The following is a 24722-nucleotide window of genomic DNA, read 5'->3' on the forward strand; positions in this document are numbered from 1 at the left end:
GCCGCCTCATCGCCGTCTCCGGCGCCGCAGCTCCGAGATCCGCATGAGTGACCGCACGAGGTCGTCGTCAGTCCGCAGCGGGCACAGGTCGACACCGACCTTGCGCGCCCGGGCCTCGAGGTCCGCCTGCCGCGCCTCCGCCGCCGCGGCCAGCCGGGCCCGGAAACCGACGTCGCTCGTGTCGACAAAGATCTGCTCGCCCGTCTCCGCGTCCTCGACGTAGACCCCGCCCGCGTCGGGCAGCTCGCTCTCGCGCGGGTCGATGACCTGGATCGCCACGACCTCGTGCCGGCGCGCCAGTCGCGACAGCGGGGCCTCCCACCCGTCCGCCGTGATGAAGTCCGACACGACGAGCACGAGCGACCGCCTGCGCGCGATGCCGTATGCCGTCGCGAGCAGCGCCCCGAGGTCCGTGACGGCCCCCGAGGGGGCTGGGCTTCGGACGCGTCCTCGACGACCCGGCACACGGCGCACGCCCGGAGGGTTGGGCCCGGCGGTCTCCCCCCGGCGTGGGCCCCGTCGACGCTGGGGGGCCGCCGGCTCGAGAGCAGCGGCCCGGGCCTCGCGCCGGTCGAGCAGGGTCTTCGCGATCCGCAGCACCTGGTTGCGGCCCGACGCCGGCGGGATCACCGCGTCGACGCCGGTGTCCATGATGATCGCGCCGACCCGGCTCCCGCCGCGGGTCAGCACGTGTGCCAGCGTCGTCGCCACCTCGGCGAGCACGAGGTCCTTCTGCCGGTCCACCGGTCCGAAGCCCATCGACGCCGAGTGGTCGAGCAGCAGCCACGCCGTCAGCTCGCGGTCCTCGACGAACTGCCGCACGTAGGGCTCGTCGAGCCGCGCCGTGACGTTCCACTCGATGTGGCGCAGGTCGTCGCCCGGCACGTACTCGCGCAGGTCGGTGAAGTCGAGCCCCGACCCGCGGAAGAGGGTGCGGTAGTCGCCCTGGAGTCGCCCGTCGAGTCGCCGCACGACCCTCCACTCGAGGCGTCGCAGCAGGCGCTCGGCGCTCAGCGGGGCGGTCGCGCCCATGTCGAGTCCCCAGCAGCACCAGGCAGGCCAGCCCCGTCGAAGCCGCTCGTCCGCTCTCCCAGCGGCGCGGTCGGCACGGGCACGGCCTCGAGGAGCGGCGCCAGCAGGTCGTCGGACGACAGGTCCTCGGCCAGCGCCTCGTAGGACAGCACGATCCGGTGCCGCAGCACGTCTCGAGCGAGGTCGCGCACGTCGCCGGGCAGGGCGTAGTCCCGTCCTTGCAGGAACGCCAGCGCCCGAGCGGCGAGGACGAGGTTGATCGACGCCCGCGGGCTCGCGCCGTAGGTCAGCAGCCGGGCCAGGTCGGGCCGGCCGGCGCCCGCAGGATCGCGGGTCGCGGTGGCCAGCCGGACGGCATACTCGATCACCGCGGGGTCGACGTAGACGGCGTCCGCCTCGCGCTGGAAACCGCGCAGCATCTCCGGGTCGAGCACCTTGACCGTCGCGACGGCGGCGGCGATCTGCCGCTCGACGACGACGAACTCCTCAGCGGCAGAGGGATATCCGATGAGCACCTTGAGCATGAAGCGGTCGACCTGAGCCTCGGGCAGCGCATACGTCCCCTCAGACTCGATGGGATTCTGGGTCGCCATGACGAGGAACGGGTCCGGCGCCGGGAAGGTCTCGCGCCCGATCGTCACCTGCCGCTCCTGCATGACCTCGAGCAGCGCGCTCTGCACCTTCGCCGGCGCGCGGTTGATCTCGTCGGCGAGCACGAGGTTGGCGAAGACCGGCCCGAGAGAGACCTGGAACTCGCCCTCCTTCTGGTTGTAGATCCGCGTCCCGACGAGGTCGGCCGGCACGAGGTCGGGGGTGAACTGGATCCGCTGGAAGTCGCCGCCGATGGCCTGCGCGAGCGTCTTGACCGCCATCGTCTTCGCCAGCCCCGGCACGCCCTCGACGAGCAGGTGCCCCCGCGCGAGCAGTGCCACGAGCATCCGCTCGACGAGCACGTCCTGCCCGACGATCGTCCGCTTCACCTCGTAGAGCGCCTGCTCGAGCGCGTGCCGACCAGTAGGTGCGTCGCCGTCCATGCCGTCCTCCTGGTCGTTGCCGAGTGTGGTTCGCGTATGCCGTGTGGTTGTCCGTGTCGTTGTCCGTGTCGTCGCCCGGCCGGTTGGGTCGCCTCAGCGGGGCGGGCTGCCCGCCGCCCCAGCCGCGGTCGCGATCGGGACCGCGAAGCCGATGCCGACGAAGAGGCTCTGGTCGGTGGGGTTGGCCAGCCCCGTGACGATGCCGACGACCTGGCCGGCCTTGTTGAGCAACGGGCCGCCGGAGTTGCCGGGGTTGACCGCTGCGTCGATCTGGATGAGGTGCTCGAGCTTGCGGTTGCCGGTGACGCTCACCGTCCGGTCGAGCGCCGAGACGACCCCGGCCGAGAGCGAGTCGACGAGCCCGAGCGGGTGGCCCACGGCGAAGACCGGCGCCCCGACCGCCACCCCCGCGCCGAGCACCGCCGGCACGACCGTCTCCGGCAGGGTGGCGGGGGTCAGCGTCGCGATGTCGCTGTCCGGTCTGCGGCTCGCGATCGTCGCCGGGGAGGTCGTGCCGTCGGCGAACGTGACGGTGATCGCGCTCGCCCCGTCGACGACGTGCAGCGCCGTGAGCACGGTGCCGTCGGCGTTGACGACCACACCGGCGCCCGTGCCCTCCGCAGGGCGGCTGTCGACGGTCTCCCGGGTCTGGATGAGCACGAGCGAGGGCGCGATCGCCGCGTGCGCGACGGACGCGTCGGCCGGGGCGGCCGCGTCCGCCTCGGCCTGCTTCGCGATGCCGCGCTGGACACTCGTGTCGACGTCGCGCTGGGTGAGGACGGGCGGTCCCGGAGGTCGCGTGACGGCATACGTCGTCACCAACGCGACGACGACAACGAGCGCGACGAGACCCCACCAGGCCCTGCGTGGCACCCGGGCCAGCCGGGCGCGGGCGCGGTCCCACCGGCGGGGCGGCGGAGGTTCGTCCGGCTGCGGGGTGGGAGCGAGCAGGGGAAGCCGGGCACCGGCGGCGGCAGTGTTGGCGGCGGTTTCGACGGCAGTGTCGACGGCAGTGTCGCGTGCGGAGGGAGCGGTGACCCGTGCCACCTTCTCGACGATACGTTTCATCGACCGGGGCGGAAGGGGCTTGTCGAGACTTCACAGGATCACGCGAAGCAAGGACGCCGGCCCCGGCACACGGTAGATAAGGGGTATGTCGTCCGTCGGGACCCTCGTGCGTCAGCGCCTTGCCGACCAGTGGGATGCCCTGCGGCTGGCCGAGACGGCTGCTCGCGGGGGTGGTTCGTCGGGTGTGCACGACCTCCGGGTGGCGATGCGGCGCATCCGGTCGGTGCTGGCGACCTTCCGGCCGGTGTTCGACGCGTCCGTCACCGAGCCGCTCCGCGCCGAGCTCAAGGCCGCGTCCGTGCAACTCGGGCAGTCCCGGGATGCGGAGGTCGCGGCCGAGATCACCGACCACCTGCTCGACGACCTCGCGCTCGCGGGGCGGGACGAGGATGCCGCCGTGGCCGGTCTGCGCGCCCGGCTGCGCCTCGACGCGACCGCCGCCGGCGACGTCGTCGACGAGACGCTCGACTCCACCGCGTATGCCGCCCTGATCATCCTGCTCGACGAGGTCGTCACGCACCCGCCCCTCACGGACGTGGCGCTGCGCGACGCCCGCCCGGTGGCCCGCAAGCGGGTGCGCCACGAGGCCCGCCGCTTCGCCCGGCTCGCGGGCGCAGCCCGGGACGGCTCAGACGGCGACGTCCGGGGAGCGACGGGGGAGCACGGGTCGTCGCCGCACGACGACGCCGACCGTGCCGCCCGGCTCCACGAGGTGCGCAAGGCGGCCAAGCGGCTGCGCTACGCGGCCGAGACCGCGCGCCCCGTCGGGGGCAAGCGGATGGGGCGGATCACCGACCTGTCCAAGGCGGTGCAGATGGCCCTCGGCGAGCACCACGACGCCGTCATGACCCGTGCGACCCTGCGCCACCTCGCCCTCGACGAGGCGTTCGGGGAGGCAGCTGCCTTCCTCCTCGGCCATCTCGACGCTGACGAGCAGCGCGCGATGGCGACCCTCGAGAAGCACGCCTGGCACTCGATCGACGACCTCCTGGACGAGATCGACGTCACCGCCTGACCGTTCTCCACCGCCTCGTCCGCGAGCCGGCACGAGTGGCTGGGAGCTGGCTCAGGGGTGTTTGCGGTTTCCAGCTGAGACGAGGCGCGGGACGGGCTGGTCCGGATGGGGGTCGTCGCCGACCTCCTTCTGGGCCAGCCACATCCGTGCCTCGAGCTCGTCGCGCACCTGCGCGTAGGCCGGGTCGTCGGCGACGTTGAGCAGCTCCTCCGGGTCGGCCTCGAGGTCGTAGAGCTCCCACTCCTGGGCGAAGCGGCGGTCGGAGCAGCCGGGCAGCCCGAGCCCGTCGTTGTAGAAGAAGATCAGCGTGTAGCGGTGCGTGCGATAGCCGTAGTGCGCCCCGACCTGGTGGCTGCGGTCGTCGTGCATCCAGTAGCGGTAGTAGAAGCCCTCGGTGTCCCGGTCCCGACCGCTTTCCCGATCGGCCTGCCCCTCAGCCACGGCCGTGAGGTCGCGCCAGAACGACCGCCCCTGCATGCGCGGCGGCACCTCGACCCCGGCCGCCTCGAGCAGGGTCGGCGCGATGTCGACGTTGGTGACGATCCGGTCGAGCGACTGCCCCGACCCGACGGCTCGCGGGTAGGAGAGCACGAACGGCATCCGGATGGACTCCTCGTACATGAACCGCTTGTCGAACCAGCCGTGGTCGCCGAGGAAGAAGCCCTGGTCGGAGGAGTAGATGACGATCGTGTCGTCGAGGTCGCCGCGCTCCCGCAGCCAGTCCGTGATGCGGCCGACGTTGTCGTCGACGGAGGCGACGCACGCGAGGTAGTCCTCCATGTAGCGCTGGTACTTCCACAGCGCTTCCTCGTCGTGGGTCAGCCCCTCGGGCACGGGCTGCTTGAGGTCCTCGGCCGTCAGGTGGTCGGCGACGCGCATCGCCGCCCGCCGTGCCGTGTCGGAGCGGCCGGCGAGGTCGTCGGTGAACGTTGCAGGCACCGGGATCGGCGCGCCCCCGAGGGGCCCGCCCTCGGCATACAACCCCTCGTGGGCGGCGTCCGGTTCCCACGGGCGGTGCGGCGCCTTGTGCCAGACGAGCACGCACCACGGGTCCTCGCCCGAGCTCTCGCCTTCCAGCGACTCGACCCAGTCGATCGCGAGGTCGGTGATGAGCTCGGTCGCGTAGCCGCGCTCGACCCGCAGCCCGTCGGGGGAGAGGAAGCGCGGGTCGTGGTACTCACCCTGGTCGATGAGCGCGTCCCACCGGTCGAAGCCCTGCGGGTCGTGGTCGACCCCGTCGGTGCTGCCCTGGCCCATGTGCCACTTGCCGACGAAAGCCGTGCGGTAGCCCGCCTCGCGCAGCGCCGTGACGAAGGTCGGCTGGGACGCGTCGATGAAGGTGTCGAGCGTCGTGACGCCGTTGACGTGGCTGTAGGTGCCGGTGAGGATCGAGGCACGGCTCGGCGCGCACAGCGAGTTGGTGGCGAAGAGGTTGTCGAGGCGCACACCGGCGCTCGCGACCGCGTCGATGTGCGGCGTGCGGTTGACGACCGAGCCGTAGGTGCCGATCGCGTGCGCGGCGTGGTCGTCGCTGAGCAGGAAGACGATGTTGGGCCGGCGCGTGCTCATGAGCCGTCTTCCGTCGCAACGCTGCTCGTCCGGTAGGCGTCCGCGGCGGCCTGGATGCGCGCCACATACGCGGTCCACCACGCGTCGTCGCCCATCTCGTCGTGGTCCCGGCCGCCGCGTCCGTCGATCGACTCGCGCAGGACGTCGGCGTGCCCGGCGTGCTGCGACACCTCCGCGACGCACCGCACGAGCAGTGAGCCCAGCGTCGTGTGCCGACGCTCCTCGGGCCACCACGCCACGCTCGCCGGGGCGTCGAGCGGCAGCTCGCGCACGACGGCGTCGCAGTGCGCCCACACCCGGCGGTAGAGCGCGACGAGGTCCTCACGCGACTCCTCGGCGGTCGCCCACATGTCGGCGGAATCCCAGATCGAGCCGTCCTCGACCCACGGCAGCCGCTCGCCCGAGGGTCGGCCTAGGGAGTCGCCGAGATAGGCGAGCTCCACCCCGGCCACGTGCTTGACGAGGCCGAGCAGGTTGGTGCCGCTCGGCGTCAGCGGGCGGCGCACCTCGTAGTCGCCCAGCCCGTCGAGCGACCGCAGCAGGGCGTCGCGGCCCTGCTGGAGGTAGCGCAGGAGCTCATCGGTCATCCCCGCATCGGCGGGTGCGTTCGTCGTCGCGCTCACCCCGCCCACGCTAGACGCCGCCGCCGACGACGCGAAGAGCCTGCGTATGCCGGGTGGCTGCCACTCAGGACGTCGCGCCTTCCAGCGCCCTGCCCTCGCGACGCGCCGCTGCCGGCGAGCCGGGGGTCGGCGCGAACCGCCAGATCAGGCCCTGCTGCATGAAGGTCCACGCGTTGTTGAAGAGCCAGTAGACGACGAGCCCCGCCGGCACGAAGGATGCCGCCGCGAGCACGCCCACGGCGCCGAGCCACGGCATGAGCCGCTGGACCGTCGCCATCCCCTCGGGCAGGTCGGCGACATCGGTCATCGGCAGCACGAACCAGCGCTGCGCGAGCAGGCTGAGCAGTGCCGCGCCGCCGGCCAGCGCCACCATGACGAGTCCCGCGGGAAGGCTGGCCGAGAGCGTCGAGCCGAGGTGGCTCGTCAGGTGCAGACCGGCGATCGAGGCCGTGGCCGCCGAGGCGACGAGCCCGGCGTCGAGCGCCCCGACCGCGTGGCCGGCGGTGAGGTCGGAGACGACCCGGTATAGCGCATAGATGAGCGGCAGCTGGAGCATCGCCGGCGCTAGGCTCCACCCCGAGACGCCGTGCTCGGCGTGGATCGCCTTCTGCTCGGCCCGCATCGCGGTGAGCTGCTCGAGGTCGCGGCTGCCGGCATACCTCTGGCGCAGCTCGCGCAACTGGGGCGCTGCATGGGCGCGGGCGTGCGACGACCGGACCCCGTGGATCGTGACGGGCAGCAGGATCGTCCGGACGGCGACGACGAGCAGCAGGACGGCGAGCAGCCAGGCGCCCGCGGAGCCGGGGCTCAGACCGATCGCGGTTGCGACGTCGTGAGTGACCGCGAGGACCGCGGCGACGGCGTCGGTGACGGGGGACAACAGGGCAGGCAGGAAGTCAGGCATGGGTGAAGCTCCTCGGCTCGGCCCGCCCGTGACGGTGCGGGCCAGTTCTCGAACTGGGTCAGGGCAGTGCCCCGGACGCCGCGGGTGCGGCGGACGGGTCAGTGCCGACCCGGCGCTCGAGGACGCTGGGGACAGCTCGGTGCGTCGAGGGCGCACCAGTACGCCGTCGACGCGGGCACCGCGCCCGCCACTCCCGAGGGGTGGGTGCGCACCGGCAGGGGCTGCACGACGTGCTGACCGGTCGTGGCGAGCACCGCGGTGAGCACGCCGATCGCGGCTGCGGTGAGGAGCACCTGGCCGGCGCTCGCGTCGGTGACCGAGCTGGTCAGTGACCCGAGGAAGACGACGACGGTCGCGGCGAAGCTCGCCACGAGGGCGGGCAGTGACGAGACGAGAGGTGATGCGGTGACAGATGGTGCGGTGAGGGACGACGCGCGGTCACGCAGGACGCTCATGCGTCGCCTCCCTCCTCACCGGGGGCGGGCCCCGGAGTCACCACGAGCGTACGTCACCCCGCCTCCTCGACCACGACACTCGGCATACGAACGGATCCGGGTGCCCCGGGTGGCCCGGGTTATCCGGTTGCCCGCGTTGCGACGGGGTCCGTACGGTGCCGCGCATGGCTACCTGTGTGCCGTACCGACCGCTGCCGATCGACCAGACGGATGTCGTCTACGACCACGGACCCGACTCGGTCCGGCGCGAGGGCGTGCCGGCGGGGGAGACCGTGGAGCTGCGGATCGACGACAGCGCCGTCTACCCCGGGACGTCGCGGACGGTCTGGGTCCACGTGCCGGCCGCCTGTGACCCGGCTGAGCCCGCCTCGCTCATGGTCTTCAACGACGGCTGGTGGTACCTCGACCCGGAGGGTGAGGTCCGCGGCGGGATCGTCCTCGACAACCTCGTGCACGCCGGCGAGATCCCGGTGATGATCGGGGTGTTCGTCGATCCGGGCGTCTTCGAGGACCGCGAGAATCCCGACGAGCGGAAGAACCGCAACGAGGAGTACGACGCCTTCGACGACCGCTACGTCACGTTCCTGCTCGACGAGGTGCTCCCGCTCGTGACGGCGCGCTGGGCCGTGAGCGAGGACCCCGACCGCTGGGGCATCTGCGGCGGGAGCAGCGCCGGCAACGGCGCCTTCACCGCGGCCTGGCTGCGGCCCGACCGCTTCCGCAAGGTGGTCGCCTACCTCTCGAGCTTCGCGCAGATGCCCGACGGCAACCCGTATCCCGCGCTCCTGCCGACCGTCCCACGCAAGCCGCTGCGGGTCCTCCTCCAGGCCGGCCACCGCGATCTGAACTGGGACCAGCCCGAGTGGAACTGGCTCGCGGAGAACCTTCGCACCGCAGCGGCGCTCGCCGAGGCGGGCTATGACTTCCGGCTCGTCCTCGGCGACGGCGGCCACAGCCGCCAACCACGGCGGCGTCCTGCTGCCCGACGCGCTGCGGTGGGTCTGGCGTGCGGAGGGTGCGGACGGCGCCGCATGACCGCCCTCGACCGGGGCGCCGCTTGCCTGCTCGTGACGGGTGCACCCGGGGCCGGGAAGTCGACCGTGACCCGCCTCGTCGCGTCGACCCTCAGGCGCTCGGCCCTGCTCAACGGGGACGCCGTGCACGGCCTCGTCGTCGGCGGCCGCGTCTGGCCGCTCGGTGAGCCCGCCGACGAGGCCGCTCGGCAGGTGCGCCTCGGCAACGCGAACCTCTGCGCGCTCGCTGCCAACCTCGCTGACGCCGGCTTCACGCCCGTCATCGACTGGATCGTGCCCGACCGCGCGCAGCTCGACGGCTTCCTCACGGCGCTCGCCCCGCGCCGCGTCGTCCTCGTCGTGCTGGACCCGGGCGCCGAGGCCTGCCGGCAGCGCGACGCCGCGCGTCATCCCGACGAGCAGTTCGCCTTCGACGGCCACGAAGCGCTCACTGCGACGATGCGCGATGGCTACGGCGGGCTCGGCTGGTGGATCGACACGTCCGCGCTGACGCCCGAGGAGACCGCCGAGCGGGTGGTCGTCCACGCATACGCCCTCGGTGGTGTCCCGGCCAGCGGGCGCTGACGAGCTCTGGGCTCTGGCAACGTCCGGACGCGGCCGGTCCCACCGTCCTATCCTCGGGACAGGGCGCATGTCCCGCGACCCTCGAGGAGGGCAGCCATGGCGGAGTCCGGCACCGAGCCCGGCCCGAGGCCCCGGCGCTCCCGGCCCACCCGGGCGGACCGTGGTGCGCAGCCCCCCCGAACGCCCCTGATGTTCGACCGCTTCGAGCTCGTCCTCCTCTTCGTGATCATCACCATCGCCGTCCAGGGGCTCGTCGACGTGAGCGGTTCGGCGCTCGCCCGGACGTTCGCGCACGCGATCACGGGACTGTCGCTCCTCGCTGCAGTCCGCGCCACCGGTGCACGCCGGCAGTGGCGCCGCGCCGTGGACGTCCTCGTGGTCCTCGTCCTCGCCGTCAGCGCTGCTTCCGTCGCGGTCCGCTGGGGCAGCAACGAGTCGGCCGTGCCACCCGAGACGTCGTGGCTGATCGCCGCCGCGCTGACTCCGGTCCTCGTGGCCCGCCGCCTGCTCCAGCACGAGGTGGTCACGCTCCAGACGATCATGGGAGCCGTCGCGGCCTACCTGCAGATCGCCGTCGCGTACGCCTTCCTCTTCCAGACCATCGACGCCTACAGCGCGACGGACTTCTTCGGCCAGAGCACCTCGACGACGACCTACATGTACTTCAGCCTCGTCACGATCTCGACGGTCGGCTACGGCGACTTCGTCGCGGTGACCAACCTCGGCAGGTTGGCCTCGGCGAGCGAGGCGGTGCTGGGGCAGGTCTTCCTCGTCACCTTCGTGGCGCTCATCGTGTCGCGCTTCGGGGTGCACCTGCCGCTGGGTCGGCACGCGGACGACCCTCTCGGGCCCGTCGGCGAAGCAGCCGACGAGCAGTCCGACGCAGACGCTGACGGCGGGACGTGAGCAGGCTCAGGTGGTGGTGCCGAGGTCGATGCTCTCCCCGACCGACCGCTCCAGCACGACGGGTATGCCGGCCGGCAGCCTGCCGCTGAGGTCGCTCATGAGCGTCGTGGTCGGGGGCAGGTCGAGGGGGGCCCTGACCTGGATGACGAGGCTGAAGCCGTGGTTCGTGACGTCGACGATCTCGGCGCCGCGCGTCGAGGCCAGCCAGGTGCGGGTGCTCTCCGTGCCGATCGCGGTCAGCTTGTCGACGGCGAGCGCGATGACCGTGTTGAGCAGGACCGGCACGAGGACGAGCACGACGAGGATCGCGAACGTCACGCGCACCTTCCGTCGCGGCGGCCCGCCCTGCTGCTGGATCGACCTCGTGTAGCCCAGGGTGGTGAAGACGAGGCTCCCGGCGAAGACGAGCGCCAGGAAGTTGGAGAGGAAGAGGACGAGCGCGCCGAAGGCCAGGCTCAGGCTGCCCTCCGCGAGGCAGATGCCGACGACGCACAGCGGGGGGACGAGCGAGATCGAGATCGCGACTCCCGGCAGGATGGCGGCCACGTCGCGGCGCGCCAGCGCGATCGCGCCGGCGAACCCGGTGGCCAGCGCGCTGAGCAGGTCGACGAGCCGCGGGCTCGTGCGCGAGGCCACCTGCGGGTTGCCGAGCAGGTCGTAGGGGCTCGGCAGCAACAGCGAGAAGAGCGCCCCGACTGCGATGACCAAGAGCCCGCCGAGCACGACGAACCTCACGGCTCCGGTCCGCTCCCGCTTCACCAGGGCCAGGGCGGTCCCCATGATCGGCGTCGAAAGCGGAGCGATGATCATGGCCCCGATGACGGTCGCGGTCGAGTCCGCGATGATCCCGGCGCTCGCGATGCAGGCCGCGAGCAGCAGCATGGTCCAGTACGCCGACCGCTTCGAAAGCAGGTCGCCTTCGTTGAGGTCGAGGTCCGAGGTGAGCTCCTCGAACGTCCGGCGCTGGTTGGCCGGGAGCACTCGGGCCCGGATGGCAGTGAGCATGGCGCCAGTGTGTCGGAGGGCTGCGGATGCCGGGAGCCGTTCACGGGACCTAGCACGGGCGCGGCCTACGATCGACCGCATGCCTGACCCGCTCGTGCGTGACGCCACCACCGACGACGCCGCCGCGTGCGCGGCGATATACGAGCCCTACGTCACCGGGACGACGGTGACCTTCGAGACCGACCCACCCGATGCCGCCGAGATGCGGCGCCGCATCGCCAAGGCGCAGGCGAGGCACGCCTTCCTCGTCCTGGAGGAGGACAGCGCGGTCGTCGGGTACGCGTATGCCGGCCCGTTCAAGGAGCGGGCCGCCTACCGGTGGTCGTGCGAGGTGTCCGTCTACCTCTCGCCGGACCGGCACGGGCGCGGCGGTGGTCGACGGCTCTACGAGGCGCTGCTCGCGCGGCTCACGGCGCGCGGCTACCGGATGGCCGCCGCCGGCATGACCCAGCCGAACGAGGCGAGCGCACGGCTGCACGCGGCGATGGGTTTCGAGCCGATCGGGACCTACCGCGGCATCGGCTGGAAGTTCGGTGCCGCGCGAGACGTCACCTGGGTCCAGCGACCTCTGGGCGACCCGGTGGCCCCGGGGCAGGATCCACCCGAGCCCACATGACCCTCGCGCAAGTCCGCCGGGGTGGACCTGGTGAGCTCGGGAGGGGCCAGATCGCCGCATCAAGTCCGCCGGGGTGGACTTGCGCGAGGTCGGGGGGCCAGATCGCCGCGCCAAGTCCGCCGGGGCGGAGCTGGCGCGGCGATCCAGGCGGTCTCAGGGGAGGGTGGGGTAGTCCGTGTAGCCCTCGGCGCCGCCGCCGTAGAAGGTCTGCGGGTTCGGCTCGTTGAGCGGGGCTCCCTCGCGCCAGCGGCGGACGAGGTCCGGGTTGGCGAGGAACTCGCGGCCCACCGCCACGACGTCACCGAGGTCGCGCTCGAGGATGTCCTCGACCTCCGCGAGGTTCGTCACCGACGAGAAGCCGGTGTTGAGGATGATCGGCCCGCCGAAGCGCTTGCGCAGGTCGCGGACGATGTCGGACTCCGGGTCGCCGAGGATGCTGAGGTAGGCGAGCCCGAGCGGCGCGATGCCCTCGACGAGGGACTCGTAGGTGGCCGCGGTGTCGGCCTCGTCCTCCTCGAGCACGCCCTGGATGTTGTGGGCGGGCGAGATGCGGATGCCGACCCGGTCGGCGCCGATCGCCTCGGCCACGGCCTTGGTGATCTCGACGACGAGGCGCGCACGGTTCTCCGGCGAGCCGCCGTAGGCGTCGGTGCGCTGGTTGCTCGACGGCGCGAGGAACTGGTGCGGCAGGTAGCCGTTGGCGGCGTGAACCTCGACGCCGTCGAGCCCGGCCGCGACGGCCTGGCGCGCAGCGTGGACGAACTCCGCCACGAGCGCGGGGATCTCGTCGGTCTCGAGGGCGCGCGGGACGGCATACGCCTGCTGACCCTTCGCGGTCACGATCTCGCCCGGCGCGGCGATGGCGCTCGGGGCGACGCTCTCGAGGCCGCCCTTGTTGTCGGGGTGCGCGATGCGACCGGCGTGCATGAGCTGGACGACCACGTGGCCCCCGCCTGCGTGCACGGCGTCCGCGACGAGGCGCCAGCCGGCGACCTGCTCGTCGGAGTGGATGCCGGGGGTGTCGAGGTAGCCCTGGCCAACGGCGCTCGGCTGGGTGCCCTCGGTGATGAGAAGGCCGGCGCTGGCGCGCTGGCCGTAGTACTCGGCGTTGAGCTCGGTCGGCGCCTGGCCCTCGCCCGCGCGGTTGCGCGTCAGCGGTGCCATGACGAAACGCTGGGGGAGGTCCCAGCGGCCGATGCGGATGCTCTCGAAGGCCGTGGACACAGGCCTGCTCCTCACTGTCGGTGACTCTTGGGTGACTCGTTCGGTGGTGGTTGGCGGCAACCACCCGCAGCGGGTGGAGGTTTCAACTACCTGGGCGACAAGGCGCAGAGCCGGAGGAACATTCCCGTTTGTCCAGGGTTGCCGGGGGTTGTCGAGGGGTTGGCGGGGGTATGCCGAAGGGGAGGACGCCGCAGCATCCTCCCCTTCGGACAGCGCTCAGTTCGCGAGGAACTCCGCAACCATCGACGCGTCGGTCACGGCGCGTAGATGAACTGCATCCCCGAGCTGAGGGTGACGGTGCGCGTGTCGTAGTTGTAGGCGCCGGCCGTCGCGTTCATCTCGATGATCGTCACCTGGTTGCCGTTGACGGCCGTGACCCAGCCGACGTGCCCCACGCTGGAGGAGCCGGCGACGCCGGGCTGCATGACGATGATCGAACGCGTCCGCGGCATGCTGCCCACGGTGTAGCCCGCGGACCGGGCGCCAGAGGCCCACGCCATCGCGTTGCCGGTCCAGCCACCGGGGTAGTAGCCCTCGGACTGGTACCACTTGTTGAGCGCGCCCCACGTGCACTGGCCCGGGGTGGCCCAGTTGTGCGACGAGCGCATGCCCGACGAGGCGCCGGGGACGGCGGTGTTGCTGCTCGACTTCGTCGACGAGGTGCTCGTCGTGAGCGTCGTGCGGGTCAGGTCGCGCGAGGCGCGTGCGGCAGCGGCCTGGCGGGCGGCGGCAGCGGCCTGGCGAGCGGCCGCAGCCTGGGCGGCAGCAGCCTCACGTGCGGCCTTGACCTGGATGTCCTCGATGACCGTCGGCGCCGTCTTGGCGCCACGCTGGGCAGCGACCTGCTGCGCCGCGGGGGCGTAGCCGATCTTCGACAGCGCGGTCGGTGCGGCCGCAGCAGGCGCGTGGGCCGGGCCGACGGCGGCCGGGGCGGCGACCGTCGACAGGGTGTCGGCGCTGGCCGGGTTGGCGAAAGCGGCGACGAGGCCGCCGGCGGCGGCCACGACGGCTCCGGCCTTCATGGCCGGCTGAGCCGACTCACGAGCGAGGAGCCTGAGTTCGTAAAGGGAGTTGTGACGGCCCGGTGCACGGTGGCGGCCGCGGATGTTCTCTGAGTTCACGCTTGATGCCTCTCCGCGCCTACGAAGTTAGCTGTCGGGTTCGGGCGGAAAGGTGCCCGGGCTGCCTCCACCTCACGATCAGGTCGTGCGGCGGTGCGGTCTTCACCCCAAGGACATCCGAAATCGTTGCGTCGGACGTCCGGAGAAACGTGTGGTTCCTCCGCTCCTGTCACAAGGTTTGATCTCCCTCGCCAGGCGGTGACAGGACTAGGCGGTCCACCTCGCGAGAGCCCGACCTGGTGGCCGGGCTCCCGGAAGACTAAACGAGTCGACTGGCAAATGTCACGCCACGGTAACGACGCGGCGCCGGAGAGATCCTTGAATGTCCTCTTTGCAGGTCTTTGCCGCGGCTTTACCCGGCGCTGAATGAGACGTAGGTCACAGGTAAACGGGCAACGGGGTCGAGGGCCCACTGATAAGTCGCTCCGTCCCCGTCCGGCGCATGCCGCCAGACAGGACGTGGCTCTCAGGTGACGGTGGAGAGGTGGCCGAAGACGACGACGTTGTCGCGGTACTCGTTGCGGCTGTCGGTCGGTCCGCCGCAGGTCACGAGACGGATCTCGGCCTGGGTGAAGTCGCCCTTGTAGACGAGCTCGGTCGGGAACTGCGTCTTCTTGAAGGCTGCGACCCGGTCGACCGTGAAGGTCAGGTGCGAGCCGTCGCGGCGGGAGACCTTGACGACGTCGCCCGCCTTCACCCGGCTCAGCTCGTAGAAGATGCCCGGCACCCCCGAAGGCGTGTCGACATGGGCGGCCAGGACGGCGGGTCCGAGCTGGCCCGGGGTGGGCCCGGCGCCGTAGAGCCCGACCTCCTGTGCCGTTCCCGGGACGGAGATCGTCCCGTCCCTCTGGATGCCGAGCGGCACGAAGTGTGTCGAACGCACGCCGATCGACGGGATCTCGATCCCGGTCGGCTCGGAGGCCTCGAGGAAGTTCCCGATGCCGCTGGCCCCACCCCTCGCGGGCGATGACGTACCAGGCACCGAGCGGGGTGCCGCTGGCGCGCCCGGCCCACCGGAACCGGGGGTCGCCGTTGGACCCGCGTCGATGGGGGCGGGAGGTGCGGATGCCGTGGGCACCGCGCTCCTCGCTCCCACCGCTGCGGGCTGCGGCCGACCAGGCGTTCCCCGGAGACCGAGCGTGAGCGCGACGATCCCGACGACGAGCAGGACGGCGGTGACGGCGAGGGCCGCCGCGGCACCCTGGGTGATCCGGTTGGTGATCCGGTTGGTGATCCGGCCGGTGACGCGGCGACCGCTCGACGACGGCCGCTCGGGCTGGTCAGGCATCGAGCCGGCCCGGTCGCTCAGGCGCGCGTCCGCGCGCGACGGGCGGCGAAGACGCCGGTCCCGCCGGCCGCGAGCAGGGCTGCGCCACCCACGAGCATGAGCGCCTCGTTCTGCCCACCGCTCGTCATGCCGACGCTGTTCATGCCGACGCTGTTCATGCCGCCGCTCTTGAGACCGTCAGCGGCGAGGCCGCCGCCGGTGTGCATGCCGCCCGCGGGCGCGACGCGCAGCGCGCCACACAGGGCCGGGTCGGTGGCCTCGGTGGGGAGCGAGGGCATGAGGTCGCTCTTCGTGTCGCCGGAGTACTTGCCGTCCTTGTTGTAGTCGACGCCGTGGATGACGACGACGGACTCTCCGGCGGAGATCGCCTGGGCGACGTCGCTCGAGACCGCGATGCTCCCACGCTGGTAGGTCAGCTTGCCGCCAGGTGCGGTGTCGAAGCGGTCGATGGCGAGACCCGACTTCGGGCTCGTGTCGCCGGTCTTCGTCAGCGAGACGACGATGTCGCCGTAGGCGGGGCCGCCCTCGGTCGTGTTGAGGTGGCCGTCGCCGTTCTTGTCGTCGGACAGGGCGGGGCACTCGTGACGGGCTGCAGCGGCGAAGTGGATGTGCGCGGCGTGCGGGCTGTCGGCGAGCAGGCCGTTGGCGGCCATCGTCACGGTGATCTGGTTGCCCTTGACCTCGACCATGGCCGTGCCGCTTCCGTTGACGCCACTGCCGGCGACGGGCTTGAGGTTGGCGCTGACGAAGCCGTCGGCCGCGAACGCAGGGCCGACGCTGAGGGCCAGGGCTGCGGCTGCGACGAAGCTCGCGCCGGCGATCCGAGTGGTGGTGGTGCGCATCTGTTTCCTCCTTGACGAGGAGATGAACCGTCCATTCCTGCTCTGCTTCAGACGGGGGTCGTCGTCGACCGTCTCCGCGCAGGGGTTCGCCACGGCAGGTCTGACTGGATTGGCGTTCCACCGAAATGTTTCGGCGCCCGGGGCTCAGCTGTCGGACTGCTCCGACGCGGCAGCGCGACGCTTGAGGCACAACGCGGTGATCTCGGCGATCAGCTCGAGGGGCACCGGACGGTTGATCGGGAATCGCACGGTGTCCTTGGCGCGTCGGTAGGGGCCGATGGCCTCCTCGAAGTCCGCGTCACCCGTCGGGACGGGGTAGAGCCCGACGTGGTTCTTCCAGCCGGCGTAGTAGACGAGCGGCTTGCCGTCGACGGTGAAGGTCGCCATCCCGTAGCTGATCTTCTCGCCCGCGTGCGGCGCCGCTTCACGAATGGCGCAGCGAACCCCCTCAAGCTGGGTCCGCGTCTCCTCGGGGTAGGAGGCGATGTAGTCATCGACGGACGCAAATCTCGGGGCCAATCCTGGTCCTCACCTAGTTCCGGACCGGTCTTGGAGGGGTCTAATCCGACTGTATTGGGCCAATGGGACGACCGCAAAAGCAAGGGGCACCAGACGAGTGAACGGTGAGACAACGACGAAATGTGCGGTGACTCGCCTGTCCCAGACATCCCCCAGACGCCCCTCGGACGAGCCTCAGAAATCCTCAGACGTCGACCCACTCCTCGCCGGCCAGGACGCGGCCGACGACACCACCCCGCCGGCGCCCGAGCAGGGTCGCGGTGGTGAAGTCGGCGGCCAGCCCGTCGAAGACGTCGTGGCGGCGCAGCATCGCGTGCTTGCCGCCCTCGACGGTGACGTAGCCGACCCGCTCGGCGGTCCGCGCGAGATCGCGTGCCACGGAGGCCGAGTTCGTCGGGCGGGCGACGCGGTCGTGGTCGCCGTGGACGACGAGGACCCGGCGGCCGGTGAGATCGAGGCGTCCCTCGGTCGGGTAGACCCACGGGTTCAGCGCGACGGCGCTGCGCACGCGCCGCTCCCCGGCGGCGAGCAGGGCCGCGCGTCCGCCGAGCGAGTGCCCGACGAGTCCGACCGGCAGGTCGGGTCCGAAACGGTCCGCGACCTGCTGCAGCGCCCAGCGAACGTCGTCGACGGGAGTGTGGTGCGCGTCCCAGCCGCGCGTCGAGTTGAGCAGCCGCAGGACGGCGAGCTCGCCCTTCGCGGCGCGGGCGATCCGGCTGGCGATCGGCACCATCCGCAGCACCGACAGCTGGGTCGGGCTCACCCGCATCGGGCGGCGGCGCGCCGCTCCGCCGTGGAGCACGAGCGCGATGCCGCGCGGCGCGCTGGGCGCCGCCGTGTCGATGAGCCGCGCGTGCGTCACGTTCCGCTCCGTCCTCAGGGGTGCGATGGGGTATGCCGTGTGCTCGGGTTCGTGGGTCACGTGCGGGGTTCGGAGACCGCGCGTCCACGGCTGGGTGCGCTCACGGCATACCCGATCGGTGTCGCCGGCAGGCGGCTGTCGAGGGTTGCTCAGGGGTTAGCTCAGGGGTTAGCTCAGGGGCTTGCTGACGGGCCTTCTCAGGGGCGCAGGAGCACCTTGATGGCGCGACGCTCGTCCATGGCGCGGTAGCCCTCGGCCACCTGGTCGAGGGGCAGCGTCAGGTCGAAGACCTTGCCGGGGTCGATGCGCCCGTCGAGGACGCGCTCGAGCAGGTCGGGCAGGTAGGTGCGGACGGGCGCCATGCCGCCGGCGAGGCCGACGTTGCGGACGAACATCTGGCGCACGGGCAGCTCGACGCCGTGCGGGGCGCCGACGAAACCGACGGTCGAGCCGGGTCGGCCGATGCGGAAGGCGGTCTTCATCGACTGATCGGTCCCGACGCACTCGAGCACGGAGTCGGCCCCGACCCCGTCCGTGAGCTCGAGGACGGCCTCGACCCCGGCGTCGTCGCGCTCGGCGATGACGTGCGTCGCGCCGAAGTCGCGAGCCAGCGCCTGGCGCGGCTCGTGGCGCGACATCGCGACGATGCGCTCGGCGCCGAGCTCCTTGGCGGCGATGACGCCACAGAGGCCGACGGCGCCGTCACCGATGACGACGGCGGTGCCGCCCGGGCGCACGCGCGAGGAGACGGCGGCGTGCCAGCCGGTCGCCATGACGTCGGCGAGGGTCAGCAGTGACGGGAGGAGGACGTCGTCGGGCGCGCCGTCGGTCTTGACGAGGCTGCCGTCCGCCTGGTTGACGCGGACGAGCTCGGCCTGGCCGCTCTCGGTCCAGCCCTGGTGGTCGCAGACGGACGTCATGCCGGCGCGGCAGTGAGGGCACGTGTTGTCGCAGTGGACGAACGGGATGACGACGAAGTCACCCTTCTTGATGTCGCGCACGTCGCCGCCGATCTCCTCGACGACGCCCACGGCCTCGTGGCCGATCGTCGAGCCGGGCGTGATCGGGTTGGCGCCGCGGTAGGGCCAGAGGTCCGAGCCGCAGATGCAGCCGGCCACGACGCGCACGATGGCGTCGGTGGGCTCCTCGATGGTCGGGTCGGGGACGTCGGTCAGGCGGATGTCGCCGGGGGCATGGATCGTCGTCGCGCGCATGGCGCCCATCCTTGTCCCGATCGGGACTCCGACTCAAACCCTCAGCCGCGGGAGCGCAGGCGCAGGTTGGGCAGGCCCGGGGCGGGGAGGGTGTGGTCCCAGGCATCCGGGAAGGTGCCGTAGGCCTCGGAGCCGCCCGTCTCGCGCGCCTGCTGCCACGCCTCGCGGAAGCCGACGACCTCGTCGTGGCTGCGGCCGATGAAGTTCCACCACATGACGATCTGCTCACCGAACGGCGCTCCGCCGAGGACGAGGAAGCGCGCCGGCTCGTCGGGGCCGGCCTCGACGGTGATCCGCCGGATGCCGCTGGCATGGACGACGATCTCGCCCGGCTTGGCCGTCGCCTCGCCGACCGTGAGCAGCCCGGTGTCGCAGAGCAGCCCGTGCTCGTGCGCCGGATCGACCTCGAAGGTCAGCGTGGCCCCGGCGTCCAGCGTCACCTCGGCACCGACGAGGTCGGAGAACATCGTCACCGGCGAGGTCTGGCCGAAGAGCGTGCCGAGGAAGACGAGGACGCGGGCACCGTCGACGTCGGACACCGGCGGTGCGTAGTGCTCGAAACCCGGGCTGGTGAACCGGTCGGCGTCGGGCAGCGCGACCCAGAGCTGTGCGCCGTGGAGGACGGTCGTCCCGGGCGTCGAGTACTCCGAGTGGGCGATACCGGACCCGGCGGTCATGATGTTGAGCTCGCCGGGTCGGACGAACGCGTGGACGCCCGTCGTGTCGCGGTGCTCGACCTCGCCGGTGAAGAGCCACGAGACCGTCTGCAGGCCGGTGTGCGGGTGGCCGGGCACGACCATGCCGCCGGTCTGGGAGACGTCGTCGGGTCCGTAGTGGTCGACGAAGCACCACGCGCCGATCAGGGAGCGCTCCCGCTGGGGAAGGCTGCGGCGGACCGGCATGGCGCGCGGACCGCCGAGCGGCACCTCCCGGTAGGGCAGCACGACGGCGGTGGCAGGGCCCGAGCCGTCGGCGCCGCAGACGACCTCGGTGGGGTGCCGCTCTGGATTGCTCACTCGATCAGGCTAGGCCGCGCTCGCGAATCGGCGCTCGCAGATCAGGTTGGTACCTTCGCCGCATGACCGACCCCACCGCCACGGCTCCCGCCACCGAACGCTGGTCGGCGTGGCGCGTCGTCTGGTGGTTCGGCTTCGTCAGCCTGGCTGCCGACATGGTCTACGAGGGCGCGCGCTCGATGTACGGGCCGCTGCTGGCCTCGCTCGGGGCGACCGCGGTCGTCGTGGGCCTCGTGACCGGGGCCGGCGAGGCGATGGCTCTCGTGCTGCGCCTCGTCTTCGGGCCGCTCGCCGACCGGACCGGGCGCTACTGGGGCCTGACGATGGCCGGCTACGGCCTCACCGCCGTCTGCGTGCCGCTGCTCGCCGTGACCCCGTTCGTCGGCGGTGCGGGCCTCGTGCTGGCCTCCGTCCTCATCCTCCTCGAGCGCTCGGGCAAGGCGGTCCGCAGCCCGTCGAAGTCGGCGCTCCTGGCCCACGTCGCGTCGGCGGTCGGTCGCGGTCGTGGCTTCGGCGTGCACAAGGCGCTCGACCAGGTCGGGGCCTTCGCCGGGCCGCTGCTCGTCGCCGGAGTCATCGCGGCGACGGGCGCCATCTGGCCGAGCATGGCGGTCCTCGCCATCCCGGGAGCGGCGGCCATGCTGCTGCTGGTCGTGATCCGCTCCCGCGTGCCCGACCCGTCCGTCTACGACGCCGAGACGGGAGTGTCGGACAGTCCTGCGGCACAGCCGGTTCCGGCCGGCCGGGGGCTGCGCGGGTGGTTCGCCGACGCTGTCGGCTCGGGGCTGCCGCGCGAGTTCTTCGGCTACGCGCTCGCGGCCGGCCTCATGACCGGTGGGCTCGTCACCTTCGGGATCATCGGCTACCACCTCACCGTGGAGGGGCTCGTCCCCGTCGCGACCGTCCCCGTCGTCTATGCCGGCGCGATGGCCGTCGAGGCGCTCGCCGCCCTCGGGGTCGGGCTCGTCTACGACCGCCGCGGCGGCGCCGTGCTGTATGCCGTGCCGGTGCTCGTCGCGCTCGTGCCCCCGCTCGCCCTGTCGGGCTCGGTCGTCCTGTCGCTCGTCGGGGTCGCCGTCTGGGGCCTGGCCTACGGCGTGCAGGACTCGACGGTCAAGGCGCTCGTCGCGGAGGTCGTGGAGGCGCCGAAGCGGGCGACGGCATACGGCGTCTTCGCGGGGGTGCAGGGTGCGTTCGCGATCGTCGGCGGCCTCGTGGCCGGGTGGCTGTACGACCGGTCGGTGCCGGCGCTCGTCGTCGTCGTGGCGGTGAGCCAGCTCGTCGCGCTCGTCCTCCTCGCGCGCACCGTCCACTCCGTGCGCCACCTCCCCCGCCCCGCCTGACCCACCTGACCCCCCTGACCCGCAAACCCCGATCGAAAGAGCGATCCGACCGGACGGATCGCTCTTTCGATTGAGGGTGGGGGTTTTGGGGTCTTGGTGGTGCTGGGTCAGCCGCCCTGGATTGACGAGGGCAGGTCAGGCGGGCTCGGCCTGCCGGGTCAACGGTCCGAGCGCGATGAGGAGAAGCAGTGAGCCGAGCGGCCCGAGCCCCCACGGGAGGAGCAGCACTGCACCGGCCAGGCCGGCGAGCGCGAGCGAGCCAGCCGGCAGTCGCCCCTCGAGGGTCAGGGCGATGAGCGCGATCGCGAGAGCCACGCCGGTGAGTACGGCGCCCCCCGAGGACAGCGCCGAGGGGATCGTGTCGCCGAGCAGGCCGGCGAGGTGTCCGAGCCAGACGGCACCGGTGGCGCCGGCGCCGAACGCGGCCAGCAGGACCGTCGGTGTCGCGAGCGGCAGGTGACGCAGGCGCGCGCAGAGTCCGGCCGTGAGCCAGGCGAACCCGCCGACGGACAGGACGAGGAGCGCACCCGCCGTGACGGACAGCGCACCCTGGTCACGGGCAGCGGCCAGGCCGCCCAGACCACCCAGGCCGCCCAGACCACCGAGGGGGCTGGTGTCGTCGAGCGTGTCGAGGCCATCGACCCAGGCGACGATCCCGTGGGCGAAGAGCAGGAGCGGCGCGAGCAGCGCCAGGAGCGGAAGATGGTCCGCGGTCGTATGCGTGGTCGCCCGTTCCGGCGCCCGCGTGCTCGTGGAGGGCGCGAGGCTCGCGGGGCCGGCCGGGTCGAGCGTGCTCGTCGTCATGCCTCCAGCGTGACGGTGAGCGCGGACGGTGCCCATCGGGGTCGACCCCGAGACGCCCCCGAGCGTCCCCTGAGCGCAGTGCGCCGGAGGAAGCGAGCTTTTGCTCCATTTCAGAGACTTTGACCGTTTTTGGTCGTAACGTGCCGCTGAGGGGGCCGAGGTCTGGTTCCCGTCCGACTCTGATCAAAGGGGTAGAGATGTCGGTGCGCTTCAACGCTCCTCCGGGATGGCCGGTTCCGTTGCCGTCCTGGGCTCCGGGTGACGACTGGATGCCGGACCCGAGCTGGCCGGCCCCGGCGCAGGGGTGGACGTTCTGGGTCGTCGTCGAAGAGCAGGCCGTGCCGGATCTCGGCGAGGCCGACAGCGCCTACGGCACCGACCGCGAGAGCTGGCTCGCGAGCCTGCGCGTCCAGGGCTCGGGCGACGCACTGGAGGCGTCAATGTCCGGCGGCGCTCCCGAGCCGCCCCTGTCCCAAGCCCTGCTGTCCCAAGGAGATCCGGACGGCTCCTGGCAGCGGGACCTGCTGCCGGCACCGGCCGGGCTGGACCTCTGAGATGGACGTCCTGCTCAGGGTCGCACCCGAGGTGCGGCTCAGCTCCTCCACGTCCGGACTGCGTGCCTCTCTCGAGGGCAAGGGGACCAGACGCGAGACCGGAGTCGGGTCGCGCCCTGCCTCTGGCGAATCCGGCCACACCGCTGGCGAGCACCTGACCCTGACCGATCTCGAGGCTCGCGCCCGACAGGCCCAGGAGTCCGGCGACCTCCCTGCGCTCCGGTCGATCGAGGAGACGCTTCGCTCGCTCCACCTGGAGAACCACCCGCTGCGTCGCCGACCCGAGCCGCCGGACGCCGGCGGGCTCCCCGCCAAGGAACGGGCCATGCTCCAGCGCACCGCGTTCCAGGCGGCGCTGCCCCGGGTGTCGGTGTTCAAGCGAGCGGCGCGCAATCAGGCCCGTGCTGTCGCCGAGACCGAGGCCGACAGCTTCGCCCGCGCCCTCGACGTGGCGCAGGTCGTCATCGCCCAGCACCGGGCTGCCACGGTGGACGACCAGTGGAGCGCCCTCGCCGAGCACGACCGCTGCGCGGTCATCGCCGAGCTCGACGCCGAGTTCGCCGCCGCCGGGTGCGGCTGCACCTGCATCGACGCCGGGTGGGACGCCGAGACGTCGCGGGGTTACGTCACCGTCGTGACCCGCTATCCCGACATCGACATCGTCGCCGAGCGTGGGCCCGGCTTCTCGTCGAGCGGCCGTCCGATGTTGCGCCGCCGCACCCGGGCCGAGCGCAACTCGCGCTACCTCAGTGGCCTCGCGTCGTTCGCCCTCGCTGCCGCCCGCCGGGCGATCAGCGTCGCCGTCGCGGCCGACGACGTCCACCTCGTCGTCGTGCGTCGGAGCGGTGAGGGTCTGGAGCCGATCTACGTCGGCAGCCTGAGCCGCGAAGCCATCACCCTGCGGCCTGCGCTCGCAGACCCGGTGCCGCTCCTGCTCGGGTCAGCAGTGCGTCCGCTGCAGTTCGACGGCCCCGCCCACGACCTCGTGGCCGTCACCCCGCATGACGACACCACCGACATCGTCCGACGGTGCGTTGCTGCACTCGACGCCGAAGCCCTTGACGTTCAAGCCCTTGACGTTCAAGCCCTTGACGTTCAAGCCCTTGACGTTCAAGCCCTCGACGTTCAAGCCCTCGACGTTCAAGCTCTCGACGCCGAGGCCCTCGAGAGCGATGTCATCGCTGGCGAGGACTTCGAGCACTGGGAGGCCCACGGCATACGTCCTCGTCGGCTGCAGAGGGACTAGGGCTCGGACCGGACGAGGCGACGGAGGGCCAGCGCGGCCACCGGGCGATAGCCGATGACCGCTAGGGCCGGCGCGTCGATGACGAGCTCTGTGGCGCAGCCTCCGGGCGCGGGACGCACGACGTGGTCGAGGGTCGCCTCGACGGGACCGAGGCGCACGCGCCAGCTCCACTCCATGACGTCTGCGTCGACGGCCAGCACCTCGAACGGCACCCGGATCCCAAGCGGTCCGACGACGAGCCCGGCGAGGCCGGACGTGATGCGACGGCTCGCGGCGATGACCTCCGAGATCTGCGGCGACCACGTCGGCCAGAGGTCGAGGTTCTCGTAGCGGCTCCACGCCACCGCGGGGTCGGCGCCGCCGGTGACGGTGATGGACGCGCGCATCGCGAACCGGCTCGTCGCTCAGACGCCGTCGGAGGGAGCGGACGGAGCCGGCCCCTCGACGTTGACGGTCGGAGTCCCCGAGCCGCAGCGGACGATCACGGCGCGGGACGTGTCGTCGCCAGGGTTGGACTCGCGGTGGACGGCCCCGGCCGGCACGCGCAGGAAGTCTCCCGGACCGGCCTCGACGACGACCTCCCCGCCAGGCCCGGACTCGAGCCGCATCCGGCCCGACACGACGTAGAGCGTCGTGTCGTGGTCGCCGTGGTGGTGCCACCCGGACACCGCGCCGGCCTCGGTGTCGACGGTGCCCGACCACATCGACTCGGTGTGCAGGGCGACCTGCCGGCTCATCCCCGGCGTGGGGTCGGCGGGGCTGAGGTCGTCGCCGGCGACGTGGGTGCACGGCTGGGCTGCGAGGCCCGGCTCGTCGGTGTGCTCCGTCATGCCCCCATCAAACCCCCAGAGCTCTAGCCTTGTC

Annotated in this window: 26 protein-coding genes and 1 riboswitch; of the genes, 7 read left to right on the forward strand and 19 right to left on the reverse strand. The window is 72.1% G+C overall.

What is annotated here, in order from left to right; all coding sequences use genetic code 11:
- Positions 1–6: 6 nt before the first annotated feature.
- From AC1DIW_RS20635 to AC1DIW_RS20645, 3 genes are all read right to left on the reverse strand, one after another.
- On the reverse strand, positions 7–1032 hold the full coding sequence (locus AC1DIW_RS20635) for a DUF58 domain-containing protein (RefSeq protein ID WP_478110576.1): 1026 nt from the start codon (positions 1030–1032) through the stop codon (positions 7–9).
- Positions 1011–2066 (reverse strand): AAA family ATPase, encoded by a 1056-nt coding sequence (locus AC1DIW_RS20640; RefSeq protein ID WP_478110578.1) that lies wholly within the window; start codon positions 2064–2066, stop codon positions 1011–1013. The genes AC1DIW_RS20635 and AC1DIW_RS20640 overlap by 22 nt, the downstream gene beginning before the upstream one ends.
- A 93-nt stretch (positions 2067–2159) precedes the next feature.
- The gene (locus AC1DIW_RS20645; protein ID WP_478110580.1) at positions 2160–3134 is read right to left on the reverse strand and encodes a S1C family serine protease; all 975 of its coding nucleotides are present in this window, start codon (positions 3132–3134) and stop codon (positions 2160–2162) included.
- 85 nt (positions 3135–3219) lie between these two features.
- On the opposite strand from AC1DIW_RS20645, the gene AC1DIW_RS20650 reads away from it, so the two are divergent.
- Complete coding sequence (locus tag AC1DIW_RS20650; protein ID WP_478110582.1) at positions 3220–4149, forward strand: CHAD domain-containing protein; 930 nt, start codon at positions 3220–3222, stop codon at positions 4147–4149.
- 51 nt (positions 4150–4200) lie between these two features.
- Here AC1DIW_RS20650 and AC1DIW_RS20655 read toward each other — a convergent pair whose 3' ends face one another.
- The 4 genes from AC1DIW_RS20655 to AC1DIW_RS20670 form a co-directional block, all read right to left on the reverse strand.
- Positions 4201–5718, reverse strand: a complete 1518-nt coding sequence (locus AC1DIW_RS20655; RefSeq protein WP_478110584.1) for a sulfatase family protein — start codon at positions 5716–5718, stop codon at positions 4201–4203.
- Entirely contained in the window at positions 5715–6341 is a 627-nt protein-coding gene (locus AC1DIW_RS20660; RefSeq protein WP_478110586.1) for a DinB family protein, read from the reverse strand. The genes AC1DIW_RS20655 and AC1DIW_RS20660 overlap by 4 nt, the downstream gene beginning before the upstream one ends.
- Before the next feature lie 64 nt (positions 6342–6405).
- Positions 6406–7245 carry a membrane protein insertase YidC gene (gene yidC, locus AC1DIW_RS20665; RefSeq protein ID WP_478110587.1) on the reverse strand — a complete coding sequence of 280 codons (840 nt, stop codon included), beginning with the start codon at positions 7243–7245 and terminating at the stop codon, positions 6406–6408.
- 98 nt (positions 7246–7343) lie between these two features.
- Positions 7344–7700: a hypothetical protein gene (locus AC1DIW_RS20670; protein ID WP_478110589.1), complete on the reverse strand. Its 357-nt coding sequence runs from the start codon at positions 7698–7700 to the stop codon at positions 7344–7346.
- 164 nt (positions 7701–7864) lie between these two features.
- On the opposite strand from AC1DIW_RS20670, the gene AC1DIW_RS20675 reads away from it, so the two are divergent.
- Both AC1DIW_RS20675 and AC1DIW_RS20680 read left to right on the forward strand, forming a co-directional pair.
- Positions 7865–9298, forward strand: coding sequence for an alpha/beta hydrolase-fold protein (locus tag AC1DIW_RS20675; protein ID WP_478110591.1), 1434 nt, complete (start codon positions 7865–7867; stop codon positions 9296–9298).
- A 189-nt stretch (positions 9299–9487) separates the two neighbouring features.
- Entirely contained in the window at positions 9488–10204 is a 717-nt protein-coding gene (locus tag AC1DIW_RS20680; protein WP_478110592.1) for a potassium channel family protein, read from the forward strand.
- 6 nt (positions 10205–10210) lie between these two features.
- Here the strand turns inward: AC1DIW_RS20680 and AC1DIW_RS20685 are convergent, their stop codons facing one another.
- Positions 10211–11209, reverse strand: coding sequence for a TIGR00341 family protein (locus tag AC1DIW_RS20685; RefSeq protein ID WP_478110594.1), 999 nt, complete (start codon positions 11207–11209; stop codon positions 10211–10213).
- A 79-nt stretch (positions 11210–11288) separates the two neighbouring features.
- On the opposite strand from AC1DIW_RS20685, the gene AC1DIW_RS20690 reads away from it, so the two are divergent.
- A complete protein-coding gene (locus tag AC1DIW_RS20690) occupies positions 11289–11825 on the forward strand; it encodes an N-acetyltransferase family protein (RefSeq protein ID WP_478110595.1) in 537 nt (178 codons plus the stop codon).
- A gap of 153 nt (positions 11826–11978) precedes the next feature.
- Here the strand turns inward: AC1DIW_RS20690 and AC1DIW_RS20695 are convergent, their stop codons facing one another.
- The 8 genes from AC1DIW_RS20695 to AC1DIW_RS20730 form a co-directional block, all read right to left on the reverse strand.
- Positions 11979–13049 carry an alkene reductase gene (locus AC1DIW_RS20695; RefSeq protein WP_442280642.1) on the reverse strand — a complete coding sequence of 357 codons (1071 nt, stop codon included), beginning with the start codon at positions 13047–13049 and terminating at the stop codon, positions 11979–11981.
- A gap of 254 nt (positions 13050–13303) precedes the next feature.
- On the reverse strand, positions 13304–14071 hold the full coding sequence (locus tag AC1DIW_RS20700; RefSeq protein ID WP_478110597.1) for a CHAP domain-containing protein: 768 nt from the start codon (positions 14069–14071) through the stop codon (positions 13304–13306).
- Positions 14072–14174: 103 nt separating this feature from the next.
- Positions 14175–14361, reverse strand: a riboswitch (cyclic di-AMP (ydaO/yuaA leader).
- Positions 14362–14636: 275 nt separating this feature from the next.
- On the reverse strand, positions 14637–15458 hold the full coding sequence (locus AC1DIW_RS20705; protein WP_478110598.1) for a sortase domain-containing protein: 822 nt from the start codon (positions 15456–15458) through the stop codon (positions 14637–14639).
- A 17-nt stretch (positions 15459–15475) separates the two neighbouring features.
- Complete coding sequence (locus AC1DIW_RS20710) at positions 15476–16300, reverse strand: hypothetical protein (protein ID WP_478110600.1); 825 nt, start codon at positions 16298–16300, stop codon at positions 15476–15478.
- A gap of 144 nt (positions 16301–16444) precedes the next feature.
- The gene (locus AC1DIW_RS20715; RefSeq protein ID WP_478110601.1) at positions 16445–16819 is read right to left on the reverse strand and encodes an iron chaperone; all 375 of its coding nucleotides are present in this window, start codon (positions 16817–16819) and stop codon (positions 16445–16447) included.
- Between the two features lie 184 nt (positions 16820–17003).
- Positions 17004–17741: an alpha/beta hydrolase gene (locus AC1DIW_RS20720; RefSeq protein ID WP_478110602.1), complete on the reverse strand. Its 738-nt coding sequence runs from the start codon at positions 17739–17741 to the stop codon at positions 17004–17006.
- Between the two features lie 137 nt (positions 17742–17878).
- Positions 17879–18895 (reverse strand): zinc-dependent alcohol dehydrogenase family protein, encoded by a 1017-nt coding sequence (locus AC1DIW_RS20725; RefSeq protein WP_478110604.1) that lies wholly within the window; start codon positions 18893–18895, stop codon positions 17879–17881.
- A 41-nt stretch (positions 18896–18936) separates the two neighbouring features.
- Positions 18937–19911 carry a pirin family protein gene (locus AC1DIW_RS20730; RefSeq protein WP_478110605.1) on the reverse strand — a complete coding sequence of 325 codons (975 nt, stop codon included), beginning with the start codon at positions 19909–19911 and terminating at the stop codon, positions 18937–18939.
- 62 nt (positions 19912–19973) lie between these two features.
- Between AC1DIW_RS20730 and AC1DIW_RS20735 the strand changes: the two genes are divergently transcribed.
- Positions 19974–21254, forward strand: a complete 1281-nt coding sequence (locus AC1DIW_RS20735) for an MFS transporter (protein WP_478110606.1) — start codon at positions 19974–19976, stop codon at positions 21252–21254.
- Positions 21255–21389: 135 nt separating this feature from the next.
- On the opposite strand, the gene AC1DIW_RS20740 is transcribed toward AC1DIW_RS20735, so the two are convergent.
- Entirely contained in the window at positions 21390–22058 is a 669-nt protein-coding gene (locus AC1DIW_RS20740; RefSeq protein ID WP_478110608.1) for a hypothetical protein, read from the reverse strand.
- Between the two features lie 197 nt (positions 22059–22255).
- Here AC1DIW_RS20740 and AC1DIW_RS20745 point away from each other — a divergent pair, with 197 nt between their 5' ends.
- Entirely contained in the window at positions 22256–22612 is a 357-nt protein-coding gene (locus AC1DIW_RS20745) for a hypothetical protein (protein WP_478110610.1), read from the forward strand.
- Position 22613: 1 nt separating this feature from the next.
- Complete coding sequence (locus AC1DIW_RS20750) at positions 22614–23858, forward strand: hypothetical protein (protein ID WP_478110612.1); 1245 nt, start codon at positions 22614–22616, stop codon at positions 23856–23858.
- Here the strand turns inward: AC1DIW_RS20750 and AC1DIW_RS20755 are convergent.
- Together AC1DIW_RS20755 and AC1DIW_RS20760 are read right to left on the reverse strand one after the other, a co-directional pair.
- Positions 23855–24244, reverse strand: a complete 390-nt coding sequence (locus AC1DIW_RS20755) for an SRPBCC family protein (RefSeq protein WP_478110614.1) — start codon at positions 24242–24244, stop codon at positions 23855–23857. The genes AC1DIW_RS20750 and AC1DIW_RS20755 overlap by 4 nt on opposite strands.
- An 18-nt stretch (positions 24245–24262) precedes the next feature.
- Positions 24263–24688 (reverse strand): cupin domain-containing protein, encoded by a 426-nt coding sequence (locus tag AC1DIW_RS20760; protein ID WP_442281179.1) that lies wholly within the window; start codon positions 24686–24688, stop codon positions 24263–24265.
- Positions 24689–24722: the final 34 nt, after the last annotated feature.

Source organism: Terrabacter sp. 01T434 (genome assembly GCF_056398545.1).

Coding starts and splice junctions, on each gene's coding strand:
- AC1DIW_RS20645 (WP_478110580.1), bottom strand. CDS start 3,134: ATGAAACGTATCGTCGAGAAGGTGGCACGGGTCACCGCTCCCTCCGCA.
- AC1DIW_RS20755 (WP_478110614.1), bottom strand. CDS start 24,244: ATGCGCGCGTCCATCACCGTCACCGGCGGCGCCGACCCCGCGGTGGCG.
- yidC (WP_478110587.1), bottom strand. CDS start 7,245: ATGCCTGACTTCCTGCCTGCCCTGTTGTCCCCCGTCACCGACGCCGTC.
- AC1DIW_RS20725 (WP_478110604.1), bottom strand. CDS start 18,895: ATGCGCGCGACGACGATCCATGCCCCCGGCGACATCCGCCTGACCGAC.
- AC1DIW_RS20745 (WP_478110610.1), top strand. CDS start 22,256: ATGTCGGTGCGCTTCAACGCTCCTCCGGGATGGCCGGTTCCGTTGCCG.
- AC1DIW_RS20750 (WP_478110612.1), top strand. CDS start 22,614: ATGGACGTCCTGCTCAGGGTCGCACCCGAGGTGCGGCTCAGCTCCTCC.
- AC1DIW_RS20650 (WP_478110582.1), top strand. CDS start 3,220: ATGTCGTCCGTCGGGACCCTCGTGCGTCAGCGCCTTGCCGACCAGTGG.
- AC1DIW_RS20670 (WP_478110589.1), bottom strand. CDS start 7,700: ATGAGCGTCCTGCGTGACCGCGCGTCGTCCCTCACCGCACCATCTGTC.
- AC1DIW_RS20700 (WP_478110597.1), bottom strand. CDS start 14,071: ATGAAGGCCGGAGCCGTCGTGGCCGCCGCCGGCGGCCTCGTCGCCGCT.
- AC1DIW_RS20705 (WP_478110598.1), bottom strand. CDS start 15,458: ATGCCTGACCAGCCCGAGCGGCCGTCGTCGAGCGGTCGCCGCGTCACC.
- AC1DIW_RS20685 (WP_478110594.1), bottom strand. CDS start 11,209: ATGCTCACTGCCATCCGGGCCCGAGTGCTCCCGGCCAACCAGCGCCGG.
- AC1DIW_RS20760 (WP_442281179.1), bottom strand. CDS start 24,688: ATGACGGAGCACACCGACGAGCCGGGCCTCGCAGCCCAGCCGTGCACC.
- AC1DIW_RS20675 (WP_478110591.1), top strand. CDS start 7,865: ATGGCTACCTGTGTGCCGTACCGACCGCTGCCGATCGACCAGACGGAT.
- AC1DIW_RS20690 (WP_478110595.1), top strand. CDS start 11,289: ATGCCTGACCCGCTCGTGCGTGACGCCACCACCGACGACGCCGCCGCG.
- AC1DIW_RS20680 (WP_478110592.1), top strand. CDS start 9,488: ATGTTCGACCGCTTCGAGCTCGTCCTCCTCTTCGTGATCATCACCATC.
- AC1DIW_RS20740 (WP_478110608.1), bottom strand. CDS start 22,058: ATGACGACGAGCACGCTCGACCCGGCCGGCCCCGCGAGCCTCGCGCCC.
- AC1DIW_RS20635 (WP_478110576.1), bottom strand. CDS start 1,032: ATGGGCGCGACCGCCCCGCTGAGCGCCGAGCGCCTGCTGCGACGCCTC.
- AC1DIW_RS20640 (WP_478110578.1), bottom strand. CDS start 2,066: ATGGACGGCGACGCACCTACTGGTCGGCACGCGCTCGAGCAGGCGCTC.
- AC1DIW_RS20735 (WP_478110606.1), top strand. CDS start 19,974: ATGACCGACCCCACCGCCACGGCTCCCGCCACCGAACGCTGGTCGGCG.
- AC1DIW_RS20655 (WP_478110584.1), bottom strand. CDS start 5,718: ATGAGCACGCGCCGGCCCAACATCGTCTTCCTGCTCAGCGACGACCAC.
- AC1DIW_RS20710 (WP_478110600.1), bottom strand. CDS start 16,300: ATGCGCACCACCACCACTCGGATCGCCGGCGCGAGCTTCGTCGCAGCC.